Annotated in this window: 23 protein-coding genes; 10 read left to right on the forward strand and 13 right to left on the reverse strand. The window is 63.9% G+C overall.

Translation table 11 applies throughout. The features are described 5' to 3' along the window. Positions 1-38: 38 nt before the first annotated feature. Together ADBZ9O_RS14555 and ADBZ9O_RS14560 are read right to left on the reverse strand one after the other, a co-directional pair. Complete coding sequence (locus tag ADBZ9O_RS14555; protein WP_526532367.1) at positions 39-1,277, reverse strand: sensor histidine kinase; 1,239 nt, start codon at positions 1,275-1,277, stop codon at positions 39-41. Positions 1,278-1,372: 95 nt separating this feature from the next. After that, positions 1,373-2,053, reverse strand: a complete 681-nt coding sequence (locus ADBZ9O_RS14560) for a ZIP family metal transporter (RefSeq protein ID WP_526533164.1) — start codon at positions 2,051-2,053, stop codon at positions 1,373-1,375. 160 nt (positions 2,054-2,213) lie between these two features. Between ADBZ9O_RS14560 and ADBZ9O_RS14565 the strand changes: the two genes are divergently transcribed. The 5 genes from ADBZ9O_RS14565 to ADBZ9O_RS14585 all read left to right on the forward strand — a co-directional run bounded on the left by ADBZ9O_RS14565 (position 2,214) and on the right by ADBZ9O_RS14585 (position 7,525). Beyond that, positions 2,214-4,682, forward strand: coding sequence for a glycogen/starch/alpha-glucan phosphorylase (locus tag ADBZ9O_RS14565; protein ID WP_526532369.1), 2,469 nt, complete (start codon positions 2,214-2,216; stop codon positions 4,680-4,682). Positions 4,683-4,792: 110 nt separating this feature from the next. Beyond that, positions 4,793-5,464, forward strand: coding sequence for a hypothetical protein (locus ADBZ9O_RS14570; protein WP_526532371.1), 672 nt, complete (start codon positions 4,793-4,795; stop codon positions 5,462-5,464). Continuing rightward, positions 5,461-6,138, forward strand: a complete 678-nt coding sequence (locus tag ADBZ9O_RS14575; protein ID WP_526532373.1) for a hypothetical protein — start codon at positions 5,461-5,463, stop codon at positions 6,136-6,138. The genes ADBZ9O_RS14570 and ADBZ9O_RS14575 overlap by 4 nt, the downstream gene beginning before the upstream one ends. A gap of 214 nt (positions 6,139-6,352) precedes the next feature. After that, on the forward strand, positions 6,353-7,012 hold the full coding sequence (locus ADBZ9O_RS14580) for a hypothetical protein (protein WP_526532375.1): 660 nt from the start codon (positions 6,353-6,355) through the stop codon (positions 7,010-7,012). A gap of 9 nt (positions 7,013-7,021) precedes the next feature. Then, positions 7,022-7,525, forward strand: a complete 504-nt coding sequence (locus ADBZ9O_RS14585; protein WP_526532377.1) for a lipoprotein LpqH — start codon at positions 7,022-7,024, stop codon at positions 7,523-7,525. A 158-nt stretch (positions 7,526-7,683) separates the two neighbouring features. Here the strand turns inward: ADBZ9O_RS14585 and ADBZ9O_RS14590 are convergent, their stop codons facing one another. From ADBZ9O_RS14590 to ADBZ9O_RS14600, 3 genes are all read right to left on the reverse strand, one after another. Next, the gene (locus ADBZ9O_RS14590; RefSeq protein WP_526533166.1) at positions 7,684-10,119 is read right to left on the reverse strand and encodes a glycogen/starch/alpha-glucan phosphorylase; all 2,436 of its coding nucleotides are present in this window, start codon (positions 10,117-10,119) and stop codon (positions 7,684-7,686) included. 145 nt (positions 10,120-10,264) lie between these two features. After that, complete coding sequence (locus tag ADBZ9O_RS14595) at positions 10,265-12,067, reverse strand: DUF4185 domain-containing protein (protein ID WP_526532379.1); 1,803 nt, start codon at positions 12,065-12,067, stop codon at positions 10,265-10,267. Between the two features lie 564 nt (positions 12,068-12,631). Then, positions 12,632-12,982, reverse strand: a complete 351-nt coding sequence (locus ADBZ9O_RS14600) for a hypothetical protein (protein ID WP_526532381.1) — start codon at positions 12,980-12,982, stop codon at positions 12,632-12,634. Here ADBZ9O_RS14600 and ADBZ9O_RS14605 point away from each other — a divergent pair. Genes ADBZ9O_RS14605 through ADBZ9O_RS14615 form a run of 3 tightly spaced genes read left to right on the forward strand, consistent with a single transcriptional unit; the run spans position 12,972 to position 15,694 of the window. Further along, entirely contained in the window at positions 12,972-14,396 is a 1,425-nt protein-coding gene (locus ADBZ9O_RS14605; protein ID WP_526532383.1) for a DUF4185 domain-containing protein, read from the forward strand. The two genes, ADBZ9O_RS14600 and ADBZ9O_RS14605, sit on opposite strands and share 11 nt — an antisense overlap. A gap of 31 nt (positions 14,397-14,427) precedes the next feature. Then, on the forward strand, positions 14,428-14,922 hold the full coding sequence (locus ADBZ9O_RS14610) for a hypothetical protein (RefSeq protein WP_526532385.1): 495 nt from the start codon (positions 14,428-14,430) through the stop codon (positions 14,920-14,922). Positions 14,923-14,926: 4 nt separating this feature from the next. Further along, entirely contained in the window at positions 14,927-15,694 is a 768-nt protein-coding gene (locus ADBZ9O_RS14615) for an ion channel (RefSeq protein WP_526532387.1), read from the forward strand. Here ADBZ9O_RS14615 and ADBZ9O_RS14620 read toward each other — a convergent pair. Next, positions 15,670-16,563: a mycobacterial-type methylenetetrahydrofolate reductase gene (locus ADBZ9O_RS14620; RefSeq protein ID WP_526532389.1), complete on the reverse strand. Its 894-nt coding sequence runs from the start codon at positions 16,561-16,563 to the stop codon at positions 15,670-15,672. The genes ADBZ9O_RS14615 and ADBZ9O_RS14620 overlap by 25 nt on opposite strands. 82 nt (positions 16,564-16,645) lie before the next feature. Continuing rightward, on the reverse strand, positions 16,646-18,025 hold the full coding sequence (locus ADBZ9O_RS14625) for an FAD-binding oxidoreductase (protein ID WP_526532391.1): 1,380 nt from the start codon (positions 18,023-18,025) through the stop codon (positions 16,646-16,648). Between the two features lie 197 nt (positions 18,026-18,222). Here ADBZ9O_RS14625 and ADBZ9O_RS14630 point away from each other — a divergent pair, with 197 nt between their 5' ends. Further along, entirely contained in the window at positions 18,223-18,429 is a 207-nt protein-coding gene (locus tag ADBZ9O_RS14630) for a hypothetical protein (RefSeq protein WP_526532393.1), read from the forward strand. Positions 18,430-18,532: 103 nt separating this feature from the next. Here ADBZ9O_RS14630 and ADBZ9O_RS14635 read toward each other — a convergent pair whose 3' ends face one another. Together ADBZ9O_RS14635 and ADBZ9O_RS14640 are read right to left on the reverse strand one after the other, a co-directional pair. Then, complete coding sequence (locus ADBZ9O_RS14635) at positions 18,533-19,039, reverse strand: hypothetical protein (protein ID WP_526532395.1); 507 nt, start codon at positions 19,037-19,039, stop codon at positions 18,533-18,535. Beyond that, complete coding sequence (locus ADBZ9O_RS14640) at positions 19,036-19,608, reverse strand: hypothetical protein (protein ID WP_526532397.1); 573 nt, start codon at positions 19,606-19,608, stop codon at positions 19,036-19,038. The genes ADBZ9O_RS14635 and ADBZ9O_RS14640 overlap by 4 nt, the downstream gene beginning before the upstream one ends. Before the next feature lie 104 nt (positions 19,609-19,712). On the opposite strand from ADBZ9O_RS14640, the gene ADBZ9O_RS14645 reads away from it, so the two are divergent. Further along, on the forward strand, positions 19,713-20,240 hold the full coding sequence (locus ADBZ9O_RS14645) for a hypothetical protein (RefSeq protein ID WP_526532399.1): 528 nt from the start codon (positions 19,713-19,715) through the stop codon (positions 20,238-20,240). A 61-nt stretch (positions 20,241-20,301) separates the two neighbouring features. Here the strand turns inward: ADBZ9O_RS14645 and ADBZ9O_RS14650 are convergent, their stop codons facing one another. The 4 genes from ADBZ9O_RS14650 to ADBZ9O_RS14665 form a co-directional block, all read right to left on the reverse strand. After that, positions 20,302-20,751 (reverse strand): hypothetical protein, encoded by a 450-nt coding sequence (locus tag ADBZ9O_RS14650; protein WP_526532401.1) that lies wholly within the window; start codon positions 20,749-20,751, stop codon positions 20,302-20,304. A gap of 9 nt (positions 20,752-20,760) precedes the next feature. Further along, complete coding sequence (locus tag ADBZ9O_RS14655; protein ID WP_526532403.1) at positions 20,761-21,501, reverse strand: SDR family NAD(P)-dependent oxidoreductase; 741 nt, start codon at positions 21,499-21,501, stop codon at positions 20,761-20,763. A 168-nt stretch (positions 21,502-21,669) separates the two neighbouring features. After that, a complete protein-coding gene (locus ADBZ9O_RS14660; RefSeq protein ID WP_526532405.1) occupies positions 21,670-22,917 on the reverse strand; it encodes a PE-PPE domain-containing protein in 1,248 nt (415 codons plus the stop codon). Between the two features lie 12 nt (positions 22,918-22,929). After that, complete coding sequence (locus ADBZ9O_RS14665) at positions 22,930-24,159, reverse strand: PE-PPE domain-containing protein (RefSeq protein WP_526532407.1); 1,230 nt, start codon at positions 24,157-24,159, stop codon at positions 22,930-22,932. Between the last annotated feature and the right edge of the window lie 147 nt (positions 24,160-24,306).

Genomic DNA, 24,306 nt, shown 5'->3' on the forward strand with positions numbered 1-24,306 from the left:
AGCCAGGTACGACTGATATCTGTCGAGTGTATGGCGGCTCACTGCAGTGGTAAGGAAATCTCGATTTCGGTACCAGGAGATTTCTTGCGGATGTCGAAGCGCCCACCGCAGGCCAGGATCCGCGCGCGGGTCGAGGCCATCCCGATATGGCCGTTGGCCACACTGCGTTCCAGGGCGTCATCGCTGATGCCGATACCGTCATCGGCGATTCGCAGCACAGCCGTCCCGTCCGCGCGCTCCAGATCGAATTTGATGGTGTCGGCGTGCGCGTGCTTGATCACATTGGTCGAAATCTCCCGCGCCGCACCGTAAAGCACATAGTCGGCATCACTTCGTTGATCGTCCGGCCAGGTGTCTGCGTCGAGTTCGACGGCAAGTTCGTTGCGGGCGGCGATGCTATCGGCCAGTGCGGCAATCGCCGCCTTGAGACCAGACCGCGACAGCACCTCCGGATGCAGCTCACGCACCACATCGCGCAGTAGTTTGGCACACTCGGTCAGCGCCGAGTTCACCCGGGCGATTTCAACGGTGGACGCCGTTTCGACCTCTTCAAGATCGCCGCGCGCGACGAGGACGTATTGCAGCGCGCCGTCATGGAGGCGTTCGGACAACGCCTGGCGCTCGCGTTTCTCCAGGCCGACGAGTTCCTCCAACAGATGTGTCCGCTGCAGCGCCAGGTTTCCGATGACCTCCTCTTTGGCCCGCTGAATGATCGACAATGCGACAGCCCCGCAGGCCAGGCCCACCAGGACCACCGCATTGAGCAGGATCGAATTCCACGGTTCGACGTTTTCGGTTCGCGTTATCAAGGCCACGGCAAGGTAGGCGCCCAGGGTGGGGATGGCCACGATCGCGCTGATGAAGGGATCGAGTTGCGCCGCCGCGATCAACGGGATCAGGAAAAGCCCGATCCGCAGCACATTGGAAGTCCAGCTTTCCGGCGAGGACCAGCCGGTCAGGACCGTCAGCACCGAGATGACCGCGACATCACAGCCGATGGTCAGCAGCGTGATGGATTCCCGCGTGGACACACTCGCGGGTCCGGTCCGGCGAAATGCCCACATCCCCCACGTTGCCGCGATCACCACGTATGCGGCCAGAATCGCGAAGCACACCTCGACGTCGACGGTGGGCGGGATGAGTAACAACGTGGCCGAGATGAAGGCAATCAGCAGCACGCGCAGCGCGGCCTGCAACGAATCCTGACGAAGCCGCGCGGTGTGGCTGTCGGGTTCGCGCAGGTGGAATCCGAGCATGGCGGCCCCCGTTGCGCGCATTGGTCGACGATCAGAAGTGGGGGAAGTATAGCGGCGCGCAATCGTTCGGAAAGCGGCTCAGCGCCGCTGCGGCCATCGCTGTCAGGCTAAGACAGTCACGCTAAAACGTCGAGGCAGTAGATCGTCAGGAATCCGACGAAGAACATCACCGCCATCCAGGGCCGATGTGGTGTCTCGTGCGCCTCGACGAGGAGCTCCTCGACGACGAGCCAGAGCAGTGCCGCCGCGGCCAGGGCCAGCACCACGGTCAGGGTGCCGGAGCCGGCGTGGGGCAGGACCAGCGCGCCGAGTAGTGCGCCGATACCGATCAGCACGGTGAGGCTGCTGGTGATCAGGGCGGCGCGGGTCCTGGCCACGCCTGCGGTGGTCAGTTGCAATGAGGTGGCCACACCGAGGAACAACACCTCAAGTGTCAGCGCGATGGTCACCAGGACCGCGGTGCTGGTGGACACCACTGCACCAGCGCCGACCAGCAGCCCATCGATGAACAGGTCGACGCCCAGCACGATGAGGAAGGACACCGGTACCACTCCGCCTGCCTCGGGCTCCTCACCTTCGAAACGCTCAAGAACGACCAGAAGTGTTACACCGCAAGAGAATCCGATAACAACCAGCCACAACGGTCCGCGTTCGCGCAGATCGGGCAATACCTCGACCGCGACGGCGGCCATCACCACGCCGGCGGCCAGATGCTGTACGCCGGCCACCAACGATGCCGGCGGTGTTCGCCGGACAGCGACGAACGACCCGATAATGCCTGCCGCGATCGGGAACATGACAAGCAGTGCGGCAGTGGCGAGAACGCTCGTAGGCACGGGGGGAACATACCGTCGCGGCGAGCTGTCCGCGCAACGTTGCCCGTTAGTGGGCCGACGTTCACCTCGGCGCCGTACGGTGCCGGACGACAGGCAGGGCTCACTTCAGGGAGAGATCACGATGACCGACGTCATTTCACAGCCAGTCGTACAGCGCACCGTCGGCGACCTGCGCCAGGCGGTCGCCAACCATCTGCGTTACTCGATCGGGCGCCCCGCCGCCGCATTGCGTCCCGAGCACTACTACCAGGCCTTGTCGCTGGCCGTCCGGGATCGCATGCAGGACAACCGCTCGGCGTCGACGCAGACCTCTCTCGACGCAGGCGCAAAGGTGACCTGCTACCTGTCGGCCGAATTCCTGATGGGTCCGCAGCTCGGTAACAACCTGCTCAACCTCGACATCGAAAGTGAAGCCCGCCTCGCGCTGGCCGAGTTGGGCCAGGACCTCGACACCGTGCTGGCCTGCGAGGTCGAGCCGGGTCTGGGCAACGGTGGTCTCGGGCGGCTCGCCGCGTGCTATCTGGACTCGCTGGCCACCCTCGAGCGGCCAGCGATCGGCTACGGCATCCGCTACGAGTTCGGCATCTTCAAGCAGGAACTGCACGACGGGTGGCAGGTCGAGAAGACCGACAACTGGCTGGTCAACGGAAACCCCTGGGAGATACCGAAACCCGACGTGAACTACCTCGTCTACTGGGGTGGCTTCGCCCAGCACTACCTCGACGAGAACGGCGTCGACCGGGTCAGGTGGGTCCCCGGCCGGGTGATCAAGGGCGTCGCCTATGACACCCCGATCCAGGGATACGGTGTACACACCTGCAACGTGCTGACGTTGTGGAGTGCGCGGGCCGTCGAGTCATTTGCGTTGGACGCCTTCAACACCGGCGACTATTACAAAGCGGTCGAGGACGAAGTCACCTCCGAAACCGTGACCAAGGTGCTGTATCCCAACGACGAGCCGGAAGCCGGCAAGCGACTCCGGCTGTTACAGCAGTACTTCTTCGTGTCGTGCTCCTTGCAGCATGTACTGCATATCGTCGATGATTTGGCTGATCTCTCCGTCTTTCAGCTCCCTGACCGCTTTGCGTTGCAGCTCAATGACACCCACCCGTCGATCGGCGTCGCCGAGCTGATGCGGCTGCTGGTTGACGAGCGTCGGCTCGGCTGGGATGAGGCCTGGGCGATCACCGTCGCCACCTTCGGCTACACCAACCACACGTTGCTGCCGGAGGCTCTGGAGAAGTGGCCCCTGGAGATGTTCGGGGAGTCGTTGCCCCGGCACCTGGAGATCATCTACGAGATCAACCGCCGCTTCCTCGACGAGGTGATGGACAAGTTCCCCGGCGACACCGATCGCCTGCGCAGGATGTCGCTGATCGGCGAGGACGGCGGAAAGACCGTCCGGATGGCGCACCTGGCCACCGTCGGCAGCCACGCGATCAACGGGGTGGCAGCGCTGCATTCCGACCTGCTGAAGTCCAGCACACTCAAGGACTTCTACGAGATGTGGCCGGAACGCTTCTCCAACAAGACCAACGGTGTGACGCCCCGCCGGTTCCTCGCCCTGTCGAATCCCGGTCTGCGCGGGCTGCTGGATCGCAGCATCGGAGAGGGGTGGCTGACCGACCTCCAGCGCCTGCGCGGGTTGGAGGCGTTCGTCGACGACGCCGACTTCCGTCGGCAGTGGCGCGATGTCAAGGTCGCCAACAAGACGCGGCTGGCGCAGTTCGTGTCGTCGAGCACCGGGATCGAGCTGAATCCGAACTCGTTGTTCGACATCCAGGTCAAGCGCATCCACGAGTACAAGCGGCAGCACCTGTCCGTGCTGCACATCGTCGCGCTGTATCACCGACTCAAGAGCAACCCCGGGCTGGAGATTCCCCAGCGGTCGTTCATCTTCGGCGGTAAGGCTGCGCCCGGCTACTTCATGGCTAAGCGAATCATCAAGTTGATCAACGCTGTTGGGGAGACTGTGAACGCTGACCCCGCGGTCAACCAGTTCCTCAAGGTGGGCTTCATCCCGAACTTCAGCGTGCAGAACGCCGCGCTGATCTATCCGGCCGCCAACCTGTCGGAGCAGATCTCGACGGCAGGGAAAGAGGCCTCGGGCACCGGCAATATGAAATTCATGCTCAACGGTGCACTGACGATCGGCACCCTCGACGGGGCGAACGTAGAGATGCGCGAGGAAGTCGGCGCCGAGAACTTCTTCCTGTTCGGTCTGACCGAGTCGGAGGTGGAACAGGTCAAACGAGACCGTTACCGACCGGCGGACTACATCGAGCGCGACGCCGAACTGAGCGTGGTCCTCGACCTGATCGCGGACGGCGCGTTCTCCCACGGTGACACCGAGGTCTTCAAGCCGGTGGTGGACAACCTGCGCTACGACGATCCCTTCCTGGTTATGGCCGACTACCGGGCCTATGTCGATTGCCAGGGCCAGGTCAGCCAGGCGTGGCTGGATCAGGAGCGCTGGACGCGGATGTCGATCCTCAACACGGCCCGCAGTGGGAAGTTCTCCTCCGACCGCGCGATCACGGAGTACTGCGATGACATCTGGAAAGTGGGGCCCGTATCGGTGCGGGTCTGATCGCACCATTTGGCGGGCGAATAAATCATGAACCACCGAAATTGACGAAGCCGCTGCTTTACTGTGAATTCTGCCCAGAATGTCGGCATCTCAAAGGGGACAAATTCGTCATGGTTGTCATGAATGGTTCGCACCAACGGGTAGCGCTCAGATTTGCCATCGCCGGTATGGCGTTGGGTTTGGTGGTTGCCGGTTGCAGTAAGGACGACAAGTCCGCCGATTCGTCGACGAGCTCATCGGCGAGTTCGGCCACCTCGTCCGCGGCCGCGGCGACCAGCAGCGCCACCAGCGACGCACCGTCCTCGGAGGCGGCCGGTCAGCCGGACTACGCATCGCTGTTGATGAAGCCCGAAGATGTTCCCGCCACGCCGGATGGACCGTTCACCGCCGATGCGCCCAAGGTCAACACCAGTGAGCCGCCGGACGTCGAGCAGAACTACAAGTCGGGCCCCAACACGATCAACTCGTCGATCCTGATCGCTGCCGATCCGGAGGCGGCCGCCAAGGCGCTCGCGGACGTGACGGGCAAGGTCACCTCGACGATCACCGGCGCCAGCACCCCGTTGCCCTCGGTCGCACCTGATGCGACAGTCGTGGCCGGGACGTCGACCGACAAATCGAAGGCCATGACGGCTCTGATGTTCACCGAGGAGAACACCGCTGTGGTGATCCTTTTCGACAGCGCGCCAGGTGATCTCAACCCCGTCCCGACCGACTATGTGGAATCGGTGGGCAAGGTTCAGCAGGCCGCCATTGCCCAGGCTCTCCCTGAGCTCGGATGACCTACTCCGGCAATCGGACCGCGGCGGGTTGTGCCGCCGCGGCTCTGGCGGTGGCCTTATTGGTGGCCGGCTGCGGCAAGAGCGGTGATTCCTCCAGCGAAACCTCCTCGGCGGCTAGCACGTCAGCGGCGACATCGTCGGCGGAGACCTCAGCTCCGGAGACCAGCGCCGAGGCCAGTGCGGCTCCGGGGTCGGTTGCGGCGCCCGCCGCCTACTTCCCGCTCCTGATGAAAGCGGAGAGCATCCCGCCCACCCCCGCAGGACCGTTCGTCGGTGAGCCGCCGGAGGACCACACCAAGGCCGGTGGCGCTCCGGATGTGCGGCAGACGTACAAGTCTGGAGACAACTCCATCATGAGCTCCATCGACGTTCTCCCTGATGCGGCGACCGCCACCGAGTACGCCAAGGCCACCGCCGACGCGACAACGTCCGAGATCGTCGGTGGCGCGCCCGCACCCGCGCCCAACGTCACCACTGACGCGAAGGTGGTCAACGGCACGTCGAAGGACGGCACGGCATCGATGTCAGTCCTGGTGTTCAGCGAGGAGAACACTGTGGTGACGCTGATGTTCATGGGCAAGCCCGGTGACGCTGTGTCACCTGATTATCTGGACTCGGTCGGTGTCATTCAGCTCGACGCGATCCAACAGGGACTGCCGGAAATTGGCGGATAGGGGGGTTGCTGACGCATGTGCCGTGCCGTAATTCGGCGCGGCGCAGATGTCGTTCGCGAACCCGTTCGCAATTTGTTTGCATTTGCAACAATTGACGGCCTTGTCCGTTTGCGGTAAACCTCTGAGTCGCGGGTGCTTCTTTTTGAAACCGCGTCCACATTTCGTGTACGGATGTGCATGAATTGCAGCCACGAGAAACTAGGAGCACGTCGCCATGAACGTTCCCCACAAGCGAGCGGCCGCAAGCGTAGCCGTCGCGGGTCTGGCCCTAGGATTGGTCCTCGCCGGCTGCAGCAAGGATGAAGAAAAGTCGACGACGTCATCGTCGTCGGCGTCTTCGTCGGCCGCTGAGACGACGACCAGCGCCGAGTCGAGCGAAGCATCAACTCCCGCCGCCGCGGCCGCGGACTACAGCTCACTGCTGATGAAGCCGGAGGCCGTTCCGCCCGGCCCCACCGGTCCCTTCATTCAGGATGCGCCCCAGCTGAATCCGAACGGTGTTCCCGGCGCGGCTGCGCTCTACCACACCGAAGACAACACCGCGCTGATCGGCGATACCGTCCTCATCGCCGATAACCCGGAGCAGGCCGGGAAGATCCTGGCGAAGACCATCGAGGGCCTTGGCAGTGCGGTGACGGGCACACCGACACCGTCGACCATCATCAGCCCCGATGCTCAGATCATCGCCGGAACGTCGCCCGACGGTAAGAAGGCCGTGACTGTGCTGGTGTTCACCGAGCAGAACGCCATCGTGACGCTGGAGTTCGACAGCGCCGAAGGCGATCTCAATCCGGTGCCGACCGATTTCGTCGAGACTGTCGGCGTCATGCAGCAGGACGCGACCAAGACCGGACTCGCGGCTCTGCCGAAGTAGCTCTCCAGCATGACTTTTCGCGACCGCGCTGCCGCAGGGATCTCCATGGCCGGTTTGGCGCTGCTGCTGGCGGTCGTCGGTTGCAGCACTAGTGACAGAGCATCTACGGCAGCCACCTCCTCGGCGTCCGACACCAGCAGCTCTCCTGCGGCACCGACATCGGCGGATGCAGCGCAGGCCGGACCCGCCACACTGACCATCGACGGCCAACCGGCGAATGCCGCAGGTGCAGTGGTGTGTTCCACGACCGACGGTAAATTCTCGATCGCGGTCGGCGATCTGGGAACCGGTTTCATCGTTGGGCTGGAGCCTGATGGTTCTGTGGTCCACAACGTCGGGCTGCCGATCATGGACAACGGTTTGGTGCTGTCGTACACCGAGGGTGTCCCCGGTAACGAGGCCTCCGCCAGCAAGGACGGCAGTACCTATACGGTCACCGGCACCGCGACCGGTACCGACAACGCCAATGCACCGATCAGCAAGCCGTTCGAGATCGAGGTCACGTGTCCATGACGGTCCGGACGCGCCGCTTTCGCTAGGCCAATGAAATGCTCATCGAGGGCCAAGAATTCGACGATCGCCGAACGGCCGGTGACAAATCGAGTGTCCGGCTGGGCTAACGCTCGAGGCCGAGTGTGCGGCGTGGCCAACACTCGGCCTCGGTCACTGCGCTATACGTCTACCTCCATGGGCCAGACCTTCCAGATATCGTCGCAGTACTCCGCGATGGCCCGGTCTGACGAGAATTTCCCGCTGCGCGCCGTGTTCAGAATCGACATATGCGACCAGGTGTCCCCGTTCTCCCAGGCCGCGCTGACCTTCGCTTGACAGTCCACATACGCGCGGTAGTCGGCCAGGGCCAGGAACGGGTCGTGGTAGAGCAGCGAATCCAGCACCGGACGCAGAATCTCGGTGTCGCCATGGGTGAACCGGCCCTCGGCGATGAGCTGCAGCACGTCGGCCAGTTCGGGGTCGTTCTCGACGAAGGTCGCGGGCCGGTATCCCTCAGCCTTGACCCGCTCGACCTGATCCTCGGTCAGACCGAACAGGAAGAAGTTTTCCGGACCGGCCTCCTCGCGGATTTCGACATTTGCGCCGTCGAGGGTGCCGATCGTCAGCGCACCGTTGATCATGAACTTCATGTTCCCGGTACCGGAGGCCTCTTTACCGGCGGTGGAGATCTGCTCGGAGAGGTTGGCCGCCGGATACACCAGATGGGCGCTCTTGACGTTGAAGTTCGGCAGGAACACCACCTTCATGCACCGATTGACATCGGGATCGGCGTTCACGGTTTCGCCAACGGCGTTGATCATCTTGATGATCCGCTTGGCCATGAAATAACCCGGCGCGGCCTTCCCGCCGAAGATGAAGGCGCGCTGCGGGATTGACATGCCGGGATTGTTCTTGAGCTTGTTGTACAGGGCGATGATGTGCAACACCATCAGGTGCTGGCGCTTGTACTCGTGGATGCGCTTGACTTGGACATCGAACATCCAGGTGGGATCCAGCTCGATACCTGTCGACGAGTGCACGAACTCAGCCAGGCGGGACTTGTTGGCGCGCTTGACTTCCCGCCAACGTTCACGGAAGGACGGATCGTCGGCATAGGACTCGAGGCCGCGCAGTCGGGTCAGGTCCGTCAGCCAGCCGGCACCGATGGTCTCATCGAGCAGTCCGCGCAGCCCCGGGTTGGACAGCGCCAGGAACCGCCGCGGGGTGACACCGTTGGTCACATTGCCGAACTTCTCCGGCCACAGCTCGTAGAAGTCTTTGAGCACACTGGCTTTCAGCAGCTCCGAATGCAGAGCGGCCACCCCGTTGACGGCGTGGCTGCCGACGGTGGCCAGATGCGCCATCCGTACGCTCTTGCCGCCACCCTCGCCGATCAGCGACATCCGTGACACGCGTTCTTCGTCGTCGGGGAACTTCGCGCGGACCTCGTCGAGGAAGCGGTCGTTGATTTCGTAGATGAGCTCCAGGTGCCGCGGCAGCGCCTCGCCGAAGATGGACAGCGGCCAGGTTTCCAGCGCCTCGGGCAGCAGCGTGTGATTGGTGTAGGCGAACGTGGAGACCGTGATGTCCCACGCCTCGTCCCAGCTCATCTGATGGTCGTCGATCAACAGCCGCATCAGCTCGGCGACGGCGATCGACGGGTGGGTGTCGTTGAGCTGGATCGCCCATTTCTGCGGTAACGCGCTCAGCGGAAGATTGGCCCGGTCGGTGTGGATCCGCAGGATGTCCTGCAGCGAGCAGGTCACGAAGAAGTACTGCTGCAGCAGTCGCAGCCGCTTACCGGCCTCGGGCTCGTCGTTGGGGTAGAGCACCTTGGACACCGTCTCGGAGATGACCTCCTCGTCGACGGCCTTGTAGAAGTCGCCGGTGTTGAAGGCTTCCAAGGCGAACGATTCGACGGCCCGCGCGCTCCACAGCGTCAACGTATTGCAGGTGTTGACGCCGTAGCCCTGCACCGGGGTGTCGTAGGAGACGCCCTGGAGGACACGCTGGGGAATCCACCGGACCCGGAACCTGCCGGTGACGTCCTCGTAGGTCTCGGTGTGGCCGCCCCAGTTGACCAGGTAGCTGGCGTCCGGCTTGTCGATCTCCCAGGGATTACCCCGAACCAGCCAGTTATCGGTCTTCTCGACCTGCCAGCCGTCCTGGATCTCTTGCTTGAAGATGCCGAACTCGTAGCGGATGCCGTAGCCGATCGACGGCCGCTCCAACGTGGCCATCGAATCCAGGTAGCAAGCAGCGAGCCGGCCGAGGCCACCGTTGCCAAGGCCCGGTTCGGGCTCGACGGCGATGATCTCGTCCAGGTCCTGGCCGAGCATCGCCATGGCTTCGCGGACCTGTTCCTCGATCTGCAGGTTCAGCAGGTTGTTGCCCAGCTGGGGGCCCATCAAAAACTCGGCGGACAGGTAACACGTCACCTTGTTGGTGAGGTCGAGCCAGTCCTGGGTGGTGGCCATCCAGCGTCGCTGCATGCGATCGCGCACGGCCAGCGACAGGGCTCGGTAGTAGTGCTCGGCGGTCAGCACTGCCGCCGGTCGCGCAATCGAATACAGCAGGTGATCGGCGACCGCCTGACGAAGCGCTTCTGCCGTCATCCCGCTGCGGGTCTGCCCGGTCGGGCCGGGCACCGTCTCTGCCCCGTTGATCGCCGTATCGGTCACTGGCCTTCTCCCTGCCGCTGCATGCTGCCATCCTGGTAGAGGCGGGCAACTCCTGCATCTCGGCGGGAGCCGGGCGGGCTTAGACGGTGGTGGTCTTGAGCGAGCTCAGATCGGTCTGCATCATCACGACGTTGTAGTCGCCCCAGATCGACATGTTCCAGTACAGATTGCTGACGTCGGGGTTGCCGGTGCTGTCGGTCAGCTCGCCCGTCCCGGACCAGGGATGGATGAACGGCGCGTACAGGCCGGGGTACTGCAGCGATGTCGCGACTGTGATCGGAGCCGACCACGTACCTTCCGGGGTGTCGGCGATCCGCATCTGGACGTTGTTGTTGCCGTCGCCGTACATCATCACGTACTTGCCGAGGTACTCGTTGTACTGCACCGACATCTCGCTGACGTTGCCGCCTTGCTTGGCGCCGACCAGACCGCCGAACACGCCGCCGAAGAAGTTCGGGTCGTTGGCGATGTCGACGAACGTGCCGATGATCGGCCGGGTGTCGGTCTGGCTGCCGACGACGGCGGTGGCCACCGCCGGGTTGCCCTTGACCCAGGTGCTGGTGTTGCCATTCCAGTACTCGTACTGGGACAGGTCGGTCACGTCACCCTCGGCAACCCGCGACAGATAAGCCGAACCCTGCCGGCCTGACGGGGTACCGAAGGCGTACAGGTAGCGGACGCCGTCGGCGCCGACCTGGTCTTCGGGCTGAAGTACGTACGCGGCCTGCTGGAAGTTCTGGCTGCCGGCGACGTATGGCGTCGATGACCGGAACCAGCCCGCCGAGCGGATGGTCGACGGCGCCAACACCCACTTGTCGGTGATCGGGTTGTATACCGAGACCGCCGAGTAGTTGGTGGTCCACGATCCCGGGGTGTCCCACGACTTCACCGACATGTAGTTGACGTACTGGTTGCCGAGCACGGCGATACCCGAGGTCGGGATGATCGTGACCTCGGTTCCGCCAAGGCCCAATGCGCTGGGCGAACGCGGGATGAACTGGTAGGCGGGACCGGTCTGCAGCAGGGACAGCCCGTTGTACAGCTTGGTATCAGTGCTGAGCAGCAATACGTTGGAGCGCCAGTCGCCGGTCATATTCGGGCCGCTGAAGGTGTCCCCGAACGCCGTCAGGATGTAGTGCGTGTCACCCGACTGCATGTTGTCCCACATGATGCCGAGGTCGGTGCCGTAGATGTTGAAACCCGACGTGTTGTTGGTCTGCGGGATGTAGGGGGTCAGGACCCCGATGGGCTGGGGGTTGTTGACGCCGGTCACCCAGCCGACCGGCTTCGAGGGCAGGCTGCTCGGCACGGACGGCGTGACCGCGGCTGTCGTCACGGCTGCCGCTGATGTGACCGTCGGCGTCGATACCGCTGACGTGGATGCCGCTGAGGTGGATACGACGTCCTTGGCAGTCGCGCTGGTGGTCGTCTTGGCCAGGGGAGTGACGCCGAATTCGCGACGGGCCGCTGCCAATGCCAACAGGGTCAGCGGTTCGGTCGGCGCGACGGGGGGATCGACGGCCGGCGCCGCAGATACTGCGGGTTGCGGTGTGGCCGCGACAGCGGAAGTGACGGTGGCTGTCTTGGTTTCTGCCAGTGTGGTTGTCGTCGTTGTCGCACTGGCCTTGCTACTGCTCGCCGTGGTTTGCGAGCCCGTGGCCGCGGCGGTGGATGGCGAAGCCTTGGCGGCTTTGCGCTTACCTGGCGACGTGCTGGCCGATTTCGACGGCGCGGACGACGAGTCCTTCGCCGAGGTTCCGGTGCTCCCGGTATCGGCCGACGCCACCCCGTGACCGGTGGCTATCGCCGCGCCGACACCGAGGGCTACCGCCAGTGCACCGATTCGGCCTACCTGTGCGGCGGCGCCCAGAGCTGGTCTCATTTGTCGTCATCCTCTGTTGTGGGTCGCGTCAATTATTGCCGCTGCAAGTACCAACGGAAGCGTTTCGGTCAGATCGTGGCTCGGCTCCGCAAACGAGAATCGCAGACCAGCCGCCCATCATTGCGTTCACTCTAACCACTCCAGTCGCACACTGGGAAAAGGCGCGACCAGATTGCTCTGGCGCTATTGCCCTGGGCGCAAGGCCGCTGTTCGACCAGTCGACCCGGGATCGCCCCCCGGGCCAGCCGCGGTCGCGTCATTTGCTGGGGTTTGTGCAAAAGGTGCGCACAATGCTCCCGGCAGTGCGAAGATGGTCGTCTCTCATCGGATGCATGTTGGCCCGGTCGGAGTGTCATTGGTCGATGACGGGGGCTTTCCTTGGAGGGGAACAGTGCCCGCATCTGCATGTATAGGACGAGTGGGGGGGTTGGCCGTCGCCCTGGGTATCGGGGCCGCGATGGCCACCAGTCACGGGGTGGCATCGGCCGATACCGCCGGATCGTCATCGACGGGCAGTGCTTCATCAGCCTCACGAGGTTCGCCATCGGGATCCTCGGCGGCTGATCAGCCCAGGCGTGAGCCGGCATCGCGGAGCTCGCGCCGGGCGACGACCTCGGCACCTTCGCCGACCCAGACACCACGACGCTCGGTGGTGGATGTGCCGACCACTGCCGCACCGGCCCGCAAAGCACCAGCGGGCAAGGCTGTCCCAGTCAGCGAGAGCACACCTGCCAGCGCCAAGCCAGTGACAGCCGCTCCGCCTGCTGTGCCACGGCGGGTGCCCAGCACGCTGCAGGCGGAGCTGCCTGCGGCGGCGGCACCACCTAGCCCGCAAAGCGTGGTTCCCAGCTCGGTGGCGCTGGCACTCCCAGCCGCTGCGCTACCGGTCGCTGCGAGTGCACCGATGGTCGCCACGGTCACATCTGCTACGACCACCGTGCGCACCGTCGTCCAGGGCGTGCTCGCCGCCCTCGGCTTCGGCTCATCGGCCACCAACTCACCGGTGGGTCCCGCGCAGTCGCCGATAGCGTTGGCGCTGATGGCTTTTGGGACACGACGCGAGGTCGCGCAGACCGCTACGCCCGTGGCGGCCGCGACATTCACTGCCGCGCCGCTGGCTGCCGCGGCGGTCACCACACCCGTCACGACACGGGTGGGGTGGGTGACCGGCGCAAACAGCATCAACAACACCGTGAGTCGGTTCGGTATCAACGGCACCGACGTCGGACTCATGTGGGACAACGGGATCACCGGCGATAACCCCGCCACTGCGATCGTCGAACAGCGTCAGGTTCTCATCGCGTTCGGCGATACGTTCAGCGGCGCCGGGATGACCGGGGTGTGGCGCAACAACGTGTTGCTGCGCAGTGCCGATTCCGTACTGTCCAACGGGTTGTACGTGCCCGACGGCATCATCCACGATCCGGGCGCCTACAGCGGGTCACCGATGTCGAACCCGAATTTCTCGCGGGAGATCATCGGCAAGTACGGCTACGCCGTGGGCTCGGAAGTCACCATCATTCCGACCGCGGCCATCTCGGTCCCCGGCGCGGGCGCGAACGGTGCCACCAGGCAATACGTGAACTTCATGTCGGTGCGGTCCTGGGATACGCCGGGCCGCTGGACCACCAACTATTCGGGCGTCATCTATTCCGATGACAACGGCCAGAACTGGACCGTCGTCCCGAGGTCGTCCATCCGGGCGGCCGCGACAGGCCGCTCGACGGTGCCCTTCATCTCCGGCAACCAGAACTTCCAGCAAGGCGCGTACGTCAAGCCGCCCGCAGGAACCGCGGACGCCGCCGCCGGCTGGGTGTACTCCTACGGCACGCCCGCGGGGCGTGGTGGGACGGTCTACGTGTCCCGGGTGAACCAGTACCAAATTCTCGACCAAACGAAATACCAGTACTGGAACGGGTCGTCATGGGTGGCGAACAAACCGTCGGCCGCCACCCCGATCCTGCCGGGCACCACCACCGCCGGCTTCTTCGGTTTCGGGAAGACCACCACATATCCGTCCGTCAGCGAGATGTCGGTGCAGTACAACCCGTATCTGAAGAAATACGTGATGCTCTACGGCGATCAGAACAACAACATCGTCATGCGCACCTCGACGACACCGCAGGGCACATGGTCGGCACCGCTGACACTGGCCACATCGACGCAGTACCCCGGTCTGTACGCGCCGATGATCCATCCGTGGTCGGGCTCGACGCTGCTGCGCAAGGCGGACGGCACTCCGGAGGATCCGCAGTATCTGTACTGGAATCTGTCGCAGTGGAACGAATACAACGTGGCCTTGATGCGCACTGACCTGAGCCGGGTGTAGCGCGCAGGCCGGCGCCTACGATACGTCGAGCATGAAGCAGACCAGAGCAGTGCCCGTGACGGTGTTGCTGGCGGCGGCATTGCTCGCCGCGCCCGCAGCCGCGCACGCAGATCTCGTTGAGCCCCAGCTCGGGGCGCCCTGCCTGGAGACCCTGGCCGGCGCGCTCACCGAGTTGCCCAAAGAGAAGACGTTCCTGGAGTGCACTGCGGTCGCGGGCCGCTATCAGTGGTCGGCGTTCACCAGTCCCTATCCGTCCAGCGACCGCTGGTTCTCCTACGGGCCCGCGCTCACGCTGCATGGTCAAGGCATGCGCAATCCACAAATCCTCTCCGGCCACTGGATCGGGTCCCCGCAGGAATCCGGCACATTGTGTGCTGCCGAACAGGCCGCGGTCGTCAGCGCGGGGGAGGTCGGTCCACCGCAGATCACCACCGGTGAACCCGGTCAACCCCTGGACGTCGAGGTGCTGCCCGTCGTCTTCTCCATCACGCTGACCGGCAATTGTTTGTGGGAAGCTGTTCACTGAACCAATGCCAGAGACCGCGCACCCCCCGCCGACGAGGCTTCAGCGCTGGGAGGCCATGACCGAGTGGCCGTTGGCCACTATCGCCCTGATTTTTCTCGTCGACTACTCGGTGTGGGTGCTGGCCCAGCCACACGGCCGCAGCGCCGAACTGGCCAACGGCATCATGTTGGCGCTCTATCTGGTGTTCGTCGTCGACTATGTCGCGCGCTTGGCCCTGGCCTCTGACCGTCGCAGTTGGTTCTTCCACCACCTACTGGACCTGGCGGTCGTGGCGTTACCGTTCCTGCGGCCCTTGCGGGTGCTGCGGTTGATCGTGCTGTTCGGTGCCATGCAACGCGCGATGGGGCAGGCGGTCCGCGGCCGGGTGATCGCATACACCGGGGCGTGCGCTGTCTTGCTGGTTTACGTTGCGTCGCTGGCCATTCTGGAGGCCGAGCGGTCCGATCCCAGTTCGCCGATCAATAATTTCGGTGACGCGCTGTGGTGGTCGATCTCGACGATCACCTCCGTCGGCTACGGCGATCTGGCGCCTACCACGCTGGCGGGTCGGCTCATCGCGGTCATGCTGATGCTCGGCGGAATCAGCCTGATCGGTGTCATCACCGCGACGGTGGCGTCGTGGATCGTGCAGCGGGTGAGCGAAGAGGAAGTGGCGCACCAGGCGGCCACCGTCGAGCAGATCGATCTGCTGCGCGACGAGATCGTCCGGTTGCGCGAGCGGATGGATCGCGAACCGACCCTCGGTGGTCAGGCGGTGTCGGGGGACCAGTAGGCGAGCAGCTCGGCGAAGGTGTCGAACGCCGGCGCGGAAAGGCCGTAGGCGGCTTCGAAGTGAATGCTGAGCGGGAAGCCCAGATCGGCGACGCCGTCGATGACCCGCTTGTATAAATCGACGATGAGCTGGCGCTTCTTGGCCGGTTCGCTGGTCGCCAAGGTGGTGACGAAATCCTGTTCCGCGGCGACGGCAGCGTTGCCGGGATCCTGGATGAGCCAATTGATCAACCCCACCCGGGTTTCCACCTTCGGCACGAAACCGAAGGACAGCAGGATTTCGGGCCGGTGCTCGCTGGTTTTGGCGAAGTTCTGCAGGAATCCCACGATGGCGTCGGAGTACAACAGCTGCGTCATGCCGTAGGTCGCGCCCTGATTGCATTTGAAGGTGAATCGGCCCTGCTCACCCTCGCGGGTCGGGATCAGGATCGCACCGCGGTTAGCGACCAGCTGGTCATAGAGCGACAGCGCATCGGTCGGGGCGACGCCGCCGCCCTCGCCGTCAGACATGGTGCGGGGCACGCCGACAAACGCAATGCCCTCGACGTCGGCACTGACCAGATCGCCGAGTCGCTGGCGCAGGGCAGGCTCGTCCATGAAGGCCGTGACCTGGGTACATAGCCCCTTGACCCCGGGCAGTTTGGGCTTAATGAGCGTCCAGAAGTCCAAGACATCCATCTTCGGCTTCATCTCGAGCGGGCGGTCGCCGTCCTCCTCGATCATCCCGGGGATCATCACGTGCCCGATGCGGCCGTCAAGGCCGGCGCCCTTGGAGAACTCCAGCACTTTGCGCGCTTCGTCCAGGGCGTGGTCGTGCCCGAGTTCGACGTTCGGTGGCACAAGCTCCAGTGCGATGGTGTTGAGGGGCACGAACCTGGTCTCCTGGGGTTCTCGAGGATGAATCAGCGCCAACCGTACCGGGGCCCGAATGGGTTCGCTGAGGGGCGCAGCGCTACGGGCGGTTGTAGAGAATCCCTGGGTTCAGAATCCCGGCGGGGTCGAAGCTCTGTTTGATCCGGCGCATCAGCTCAATGTTGACGGGGTCTTCCAGCTCCAGGAAATAGTCTGCCTTGCTACAACCCAGACCGTGTTCGCCGGAGATCGCACCGCCAAATCCCATGGCGCACCGAAAGATATCGAGGAGAAGGTCTTTGCGGATATCCGGGTCCTTGCAGAAGACTCCGAGGTGCACGTTGCCGTCTCCGGCGTGGCCGCAGCCGAGCACGTTGGCGCCGACGGCCAAGGCAAACCCGCGGGCCTCGTCGAGGAACTGGGGCATCGATGCGCGCGGGATGACCACATCGATGATGTCGTCGACGCCGAGCGCCTTCGCGGCCCAGAAGGCCTTCTCCCTTGCCTCGATCAGCTTGCGGGCTGAGCTGCCTTCGAGCACATAGATATCCGCAGCGCCCAGCCCGATCAGCAACTCACCGATGGTCTCGGCGTCCTCTTGGAGGCGGCCCGCATCGCGGCTGTCGAGCGCGACGATGAGGTAGGCCTCGCAGGTGTCGCGAATATGGTCAGGTACACCGAGTTCGATGTGCTGACTGGAGACGATCGCGCCCATCGTCATGGTGTCGAGGTACTCCAGGATGGTGGGACCGATCCCACTGGCCAGAATTTTCGGCACGGCCCGCATCATCTGGTCGAGGTTGTTGAACGGAGCCAGCACGGTGGCGCCGAATTCCAACCGAGGGTGCAACTTGACGATCACTTCGGTGGCCAGGGCCAATGTGCCCTCGGACCCGATGATCAGCTGGGTGAGGTCGTAACCGCTGGAGACTTTCGCAATTTTGCCGCCAGTCCGGATGATGTCACCGCTGGGCAGCACCGCCTGCAGACCGAGAACGTTGTGCCTTGTCACGCCGTACTTGACTGCGCGCATCCCGCCGGCATTTGTCCCGACGTTGCCCCCGACACTGGCGGACAGCTCTCCTGGGTAGACGGTGTAACTCAGCCCGACTGCGGCAGTTCTGGTATCCAGCTCGGCCAGCGTCACCCCGGGTTGGACCACGGCGACCTGATTGGTCTCGTCGACCTCCAGTACTGCGTTCATCCGCTCGAAGGTGATCACCAGCCCGCCCTCGCGCGGTTGGGCCGCACCGGACAGACCGCTGCCGGAGCCTCTGGCGGTCACGGGCACCCGGTACTGCGTTGCGGCTTTCAACAGGTCGGCGACTTCTTCGGCGGTGGCGGGCTTCGCCACGTACGCAGGGCGTTGTGGTGTGGCGGTGAGGGATTCGTCGTGTCCGTAGTCATCCGGGATCGCGTCACCGACCAACACGTGCTTGGCCCCGACGATCTCTGCCAGCCGGATCGCCAACTCCGTCATCTGACTACCCCTCCCCGCCGGTTATCGGCAGCGTAGCCCGTAGCACTGCGCTGTCCACCGATTGGTGGACACGTGGTTCATCTCATGCAGGGGCCGGTCGGGTGACAGGTCGGGGTGCCTGGGTGCGACATAGTTATCTCAACGCCGGAACATACCGGACCAGAAACTTAAAAAGCCACTCGCACAAGGAGATTCACATGAACGCCGTTACTCGCCGCATTGCAGCTGCCACCGCTCTGCTCGCCGCCCCGGTGATGATCGCCCTGGGTACCGCCACCATCAGCCACGCTGCCACCTCGGTGACGAACACTGGGCCGTCGATCAGCCACCCGGCCTTCCCGCACCAAACCAACACCCCGCAGCCCGGCACCGCGGTTCATCACCACCACCAGAACCACAAGTAATCCACAAAGAAAAGCCACCACTGTCGCGGAAGTGGGGTCAGGGCCCGGATGCTCACGCATCCGGGCCCTGGGCTTATCTGTAGGGCACCGTAGGAGAGTGCGGTCAGACGGCGAGCAACCGGTCGAAGAAATCGCGGTAACGCTTCAGTGCCAGGCGTAGATCCTCGGTCGACGCCTGTTCGCCTCGCGCCCACTGCTCTTCGAGCCGGGACCGGGCGTGGGAGAAGCTGCTGGTCAACTGCTCGACGGTGTCGGAAACCAGGCCGTCGGCCTTCTGGACGCATTGCCTGGGGTCATCGACGAAGGTGGCCTGGACGTCGTTCCAGCGCGACCGCAGATCCGAGAGATCGTGATCGGCGAAGAGCGCCTCGTCGGTGGTATCAACTGCGGGTGCGGGGTTGCCGGCGGCAGGGGTGGTGGCAACCGCTTCGTGAGGAACCGGATCATTTCGGACAGCATCGCTGGCGAGCCCGTCGTCGGCCCCTGGCCGCGGGGCCAGACCTTCGGACGGATCGGCCACGGGCGGGGGGGTGCTACCGGTTCTGTCGGCGAAATCGGCAGGGGAGCTGGTGAATTCGGGGTCTTCCTGGTGCTGGTTATGAGTGGTCATGCGCGTGCCTCCTTTGGCTCGTCCTGCGTGGTTTCCAATAATTTCTCGAAGAGCGCCCGGTAATGGACGAACGCTTCGCGCTGGTCCTCCGTGCTGATATCGCCGTGCTCCTGCGACAGATAGATGTTGTGCGCTGCGCGGTAACTCTCGACGACCTGTGGGTGGTCAACCGAGATATCCGCCGCGCGCTGGTCGAAATCGTCGACGGGATAACCGCGTTCGCGCATGACATCGTTGACCAGCCGATCGGCGTCGCCGACGGCGTCGGACGGACTGTCGATGAACGATGTCTGCACGGCCCGCCATCGATCGGCGTAGTGCTCCGCGGTCTCCGGCGCCAATGCGACGATGTCGAGTTTCTCGCGGTTTCGTTCCCGCGCCTCGAGTTCGCTTTCCGCGGCCCTTGGGTCATCCGCCTCGGCGACGACACGCTCATACTCGGGACCGAAGCGTTCCTTCAGTCTCTGCGTTTTGTTCCGAGTGCTGCTTGTTGCCCTGACCGCGACGATAACCGCCACGACGGCAACGACAGCCAGCACTGCGATGAGAATCCAACCCCAGTTAGGCATTGTGTGAACCTCCTCGTTCGCACAGACGCATACCCAGGCGAGGCTTGCAGAAACGTCAATAGCTCGCCGGTCCTCAAAGTCGCGGCGCCCCTTACCATCAATCGATGGGGTCGGTCGTTGCCGGTGCGGGGCTCGACCAGCTGGGTGACTGGGTGTGGCAACGCCACCACAACGTCCTCAGCTGGTATATCCGTCCGCTGTTCCTCATTCCGCTGGCCTGGCTGGCCTACCGGCGCAGCGGGTCGGGTATTGCCATCACGCTGACGGCCCTGGCCACCAGCATGTTCTGGTTCCCCGCGCCGACCGACACCGATCCGCGGGTCGAAGAATTTCTAGCGTTCGAGCGAGACTGGCTGACGGGGGATTGGGATACCGCCAAGATCCTCCTGACACTGCTTGTTCCGTTTTCGCTGGCTGCATATTGCGCCGCGTTCTGGCGTCGGTCGTTGTGGTGGGGTCTGGCAGTCCTCAACGTCATGGCGCTCGGGAAGCTGTGCTGGGGTGTGGTTGCCGGGCAGGGCACCGGTTGGGCGATGACCGTTCCTGCGCTACTCGGGTTGGCCATCGGTAACGCAATCCTGATCGGTACCATCGCCGCCAGTCGACGTCGGGATCGTCGGCAGCAAATCTGACCTCGGCCCAACGTTGAGGTCGCGACATCAAGCCGGTAGGGCTGGCAGCGATCTCTACTGGCTAGGCGGCGTGCACGTTGCGCTGCCCGACGGCGTTGCGCAGACCAGAGCAGTTGAAGCAGCCCACGCAGCCGACGCAGTCGGTGCACCCGACGCAGCCAAAGCAGGCAAAACACCGTTTGCAGAATGCGCAGGCCACACAACCGATGCTGCCGGCGATCGCCAAAGACATTGCAGTGACGATGCTTCCAGCCACCGCGGTGCTGGCCACGGTGGCCACGGAACCAGCCACACCGGTACTGGCGACGGTGGCTGCCGAGCCGACGACGCCGGCGCTGGCCACCGTGGCAGCCGAACCAGCCACTACGGTGCTGGCGACGGTGGCGGTCGAGCCGGCCACGATGCTGCTGGCTGAGGTAGCCATGGATCCGGCTACGACGGTGCTGGCCGCCGTGCCGTCCGAATTGACGACGCTATGTTCGGTATCGGGCAGTTGGTCCACGGCAGTCATCCTGCCAGTTCAGCCGGCGCTTTTCCCGTTATCGACGGTGTACACGGCGCCATGGATGGCCACCGCGTCATCGCTGGCCAGAAAGGCAACCATCTTGGCGACATCCATCGGATCCATCAGTCCGCGTGGTGACGCGATCCGCATGATCAGGTTCCAGTCGGCGTCCTCGGGGGCGGCGAACTCCGTTGCCTGAGGTGTCACCATGCCGCCTGGGCAGACGGCGTTGACCCGGATCCGGTCCTTGGTGAACTCGATGGCCAGCGCGCGGGTCAGCCCGACCAGTCCGTGCTTGGCGGCGCAGTATCCCGCGGAGTAGACCTCACCCTCGATACCGGCAATCGATGACACGTTGACGATGTTGCCGCCGGACTCCAGCAGGTGTGGAAGGGCGGCCCGACAGAGCTGAAATGGTCCGTGCAGGTTGACGGCAAGGTCGTGGTCCCACTCCTCGTCGGTCATCGTCAGCGTGTGCCGCATCTGATGGAAGCCGGCGACGTTGGCCAGGACATCGAGACGGCCGAACTGCTCGACGCAATCGGCGACGGCTTTCCGGCAGGCGGCCGGATCGCTGATGTCGACCCCCGAGTACGTGCCACCGGGCACCTTTTCGAAAACGCCTGCCATCCGCTCGGTGTCACGGGCTATCCCGAAAACGGTGGCACCCCGTTCGGCGAATAATTGCGCCACTGCGGCGCCCATGCCTGAGGAGGCTCCGGTGACCAACGCGACTTTCCCATTCAATGCAGTCATGTTGTGAGCTTCGCATGGGCCTGATTTCGCCAGTTGGGCGCCTGCCATCGTCGATATTTCGACACCGACTTCACCGACCAATCCCCATGTGGCGCAGGGTGGGCTGTCGGACGAAAAACGCTGTCCCGCAGAGACCCTCGTCGGCCGGCCTAGTCCTGAGCCGGGGTGTCAATCTTTGGCGGTGTCCGCCGGGTTGGTGGGGCCGAGATCCGTGGTGGGCCTCTTGGCGCTGGCACCGGCTGACTTCTTCGGGGTGAGAGCTTTGAGAACCGATCGCACCGGCTTGGGTAGTGCCGGTCGTTGGGCGGTGGCGGCCACCGGCGAGACGACCTTCGCCGGCCGCGGTCTGGCTTCGGACCGGGGTGCTTGCGCTTTGGGGGCGTCTGCCTTCGCCGCCGTCGGGCTTGGCGTTTTGTCAGGCGCAGTCGAGGGTGTCGCGGCCGGGGCGACGGGGCTGAGCGCCGGAATCAGTTTGAACGGTGTCGAAGCACTGTAATCGGTTCTGTCATAACCGAGTTCGATGATCGCCCGCAGCGGCGCGTCGAGCGCATCGAGGATCGAGGCAGGCACGATTCCGTTGAGTGGCATCAGCAACGGAAGCTGCGCTGACGGGATCACGTAATACGTCGAGCTGCCGTGTTGCTGGTAATACATCGGATCGCCGTCGTTTTTGATATCGGTCAGCACAGCGGGATCGACGATGTTCTGGGTGTTCCCATGCAGCAGAATGATTCCCGCGATGGCGTTGGCGGTGGCCAGCGCATTGAGGGGATAAGTGGGGAAGTCCGACCAGCCATCGTATTGGCGGGAGATGTCGATGGTCGGGGCACCGGTGTCGGCCGTCGCGCCGTTGAAGGAGACGTCCAGAATGGGGATATAGAGGCCGTGAAACCGCTCGAGAATCCCACCGTTGGGCCGGTTGGGATTCTCCACCAGGACGTAGGTGATATTCGTATTTGGATCAGACGCTTTGTATTTCGAGGCGACCACGGCGCCCTGGGAGTACCCGAAGATGACATCGCCATCACCGGGATGCGCGGCATTGAGCTTGCCGAGGCCGATATCGACGGAGTTGTCATACGTCGGATCACCCAACCCGCCAACCGATACCGGCCAGAATCCGCCGGGATAGTCGATGTAATCCGGTGTGCTGCCGGTGACTCCGCTGCCCGTGATCATCGCATCGGCGAATGTCACGTACTCGGCCTCGGGTCGAAAATCGCCGATCTTGGTGCCGGGCAGATAATGCACCTGGGCCATCAGAGCCGGACTGTTCGCCACCATCGGGGTCACGCCGAGCAACGCGGCACCGGCGACGGCAATGCCGGCGGCAGGCAGGGCGCTGCCGCCTCGGGCCAACGCCCTACGCCGTGGGCTGGCCTCGACCGCACGATGCCGACCTGTGAATTTGCGCACGCGCTTCGCCCCTCACGACTTCCCTGTCCCAAGCCGATCGGATCGTTCGGGATGACTTTGCTGTGACGGTACCCGGGCGGGGCGTGTGCGTGGGCCACTATGGCGTTCAGTTAATGATTTCGTCGTCGTGGGGGTGTCCGTCGGGTGCGATGCCGACGCGATCTTCGATGGTGCAGGCCTCGACTGTGCGGCTTTGGTTGTCGACGGTTTGGGTTTGACAGTGGACGTTTTCGACGGCACCGACGCGGGAGCTGACGCCGCGGCAGTGCTCTCGGCCACCCCAATACCGATGCCGGTGATGATGGCATTGACCAGATCCTTCGTCACCGTGACGGGATCGATCTGAGGTATCAGCGCCGCGGCGGTCGCGGCGCCGTAGTCCGTCCTGTCATAAGCGAGTTCGACCAGAACCCGCAGCGGTGGGTCGAGTGCGTCGAGGATGGCATCGGGGACAATCCCTTCGAAGGGCATCAGCAGGGGGAGTCGGTCGGTGTGGACGAGGTAATAGGTGGTGCCCGTCTCTGCGTCAACCTGCTTGTCGGTTTTGGTGGGGTCATTCAGATCAGCAGCCGAGATCTCCGTGTCATACCAGCCGTGGAGGTAGTAGATGCCGAGCAGGGCATTCGCAGTCGCCAGCAGATTCAACGGGTATTTGGGGAAGTCGGCCCACCCGTCGTACTGCCGGGCGATGTCATAGGTGTTGTCGCCAGTGGCGGGGGTCGGTTCGTTGAACGTGAAATCGAGGATCGGGATGTGCAGCCCGCTGAAACGGGCCAGCAGTCCGCCGTTGGGCCGATCGAGGTTGGCCACCAGCACATAGGTGGCACCAGATCCTGGGTTGTCGCCTTTGTACTCCGACGCCACCACCGCGCCCTGGGAATAGCCGTAGATGATGGTTCTGCTGATACCGGCGACCGCAGCCGAGAGGCTGGCCACCCCGTCGGCCACCGAGACATCCCAGGTCGGATCGCTGAGGTAGCCGTGTGAGAACGGCCAGAACGAGCCCGGATAGTCCACCTTGGCGGCGTCCTGATGGACACCGACGATGTCGGTGATGACAGCGTTGACCCACGCCGCATAGTCCTGATCGGGTGGCACGTAGCCGACGTTCGATCCCCGCACATAGAACGTGGTCGGCGTCTCGGCGGCCGCGAGGCGGGTGCCTGCGGAAATCTCCGTAGTCGTGCTAATTGCCGTGATGCTGGCAACCACCATGCCGGCCAGCAGTAATTTGCTGGTCATCGGTCTGATCCCCGTCCGCCGAATGTTATTGCCAGCGTAGGGGTTTCGTGCGTCCGCCGCATTTCCGCGCGAGGTGATTTCTGGCACTTATGTATCAGGCCCAGATCGGATAACGACGACCTTCGCGAATCGATGCCTCCCATTTAG

This window comes from Mycobacterium sp., assembly GCF_965229105.1.
GTDB lineage: Bacteria > Actinomycetota > Actinomycetes > Mycobacteriales > Mycobacteriaceae > Mycobacterium.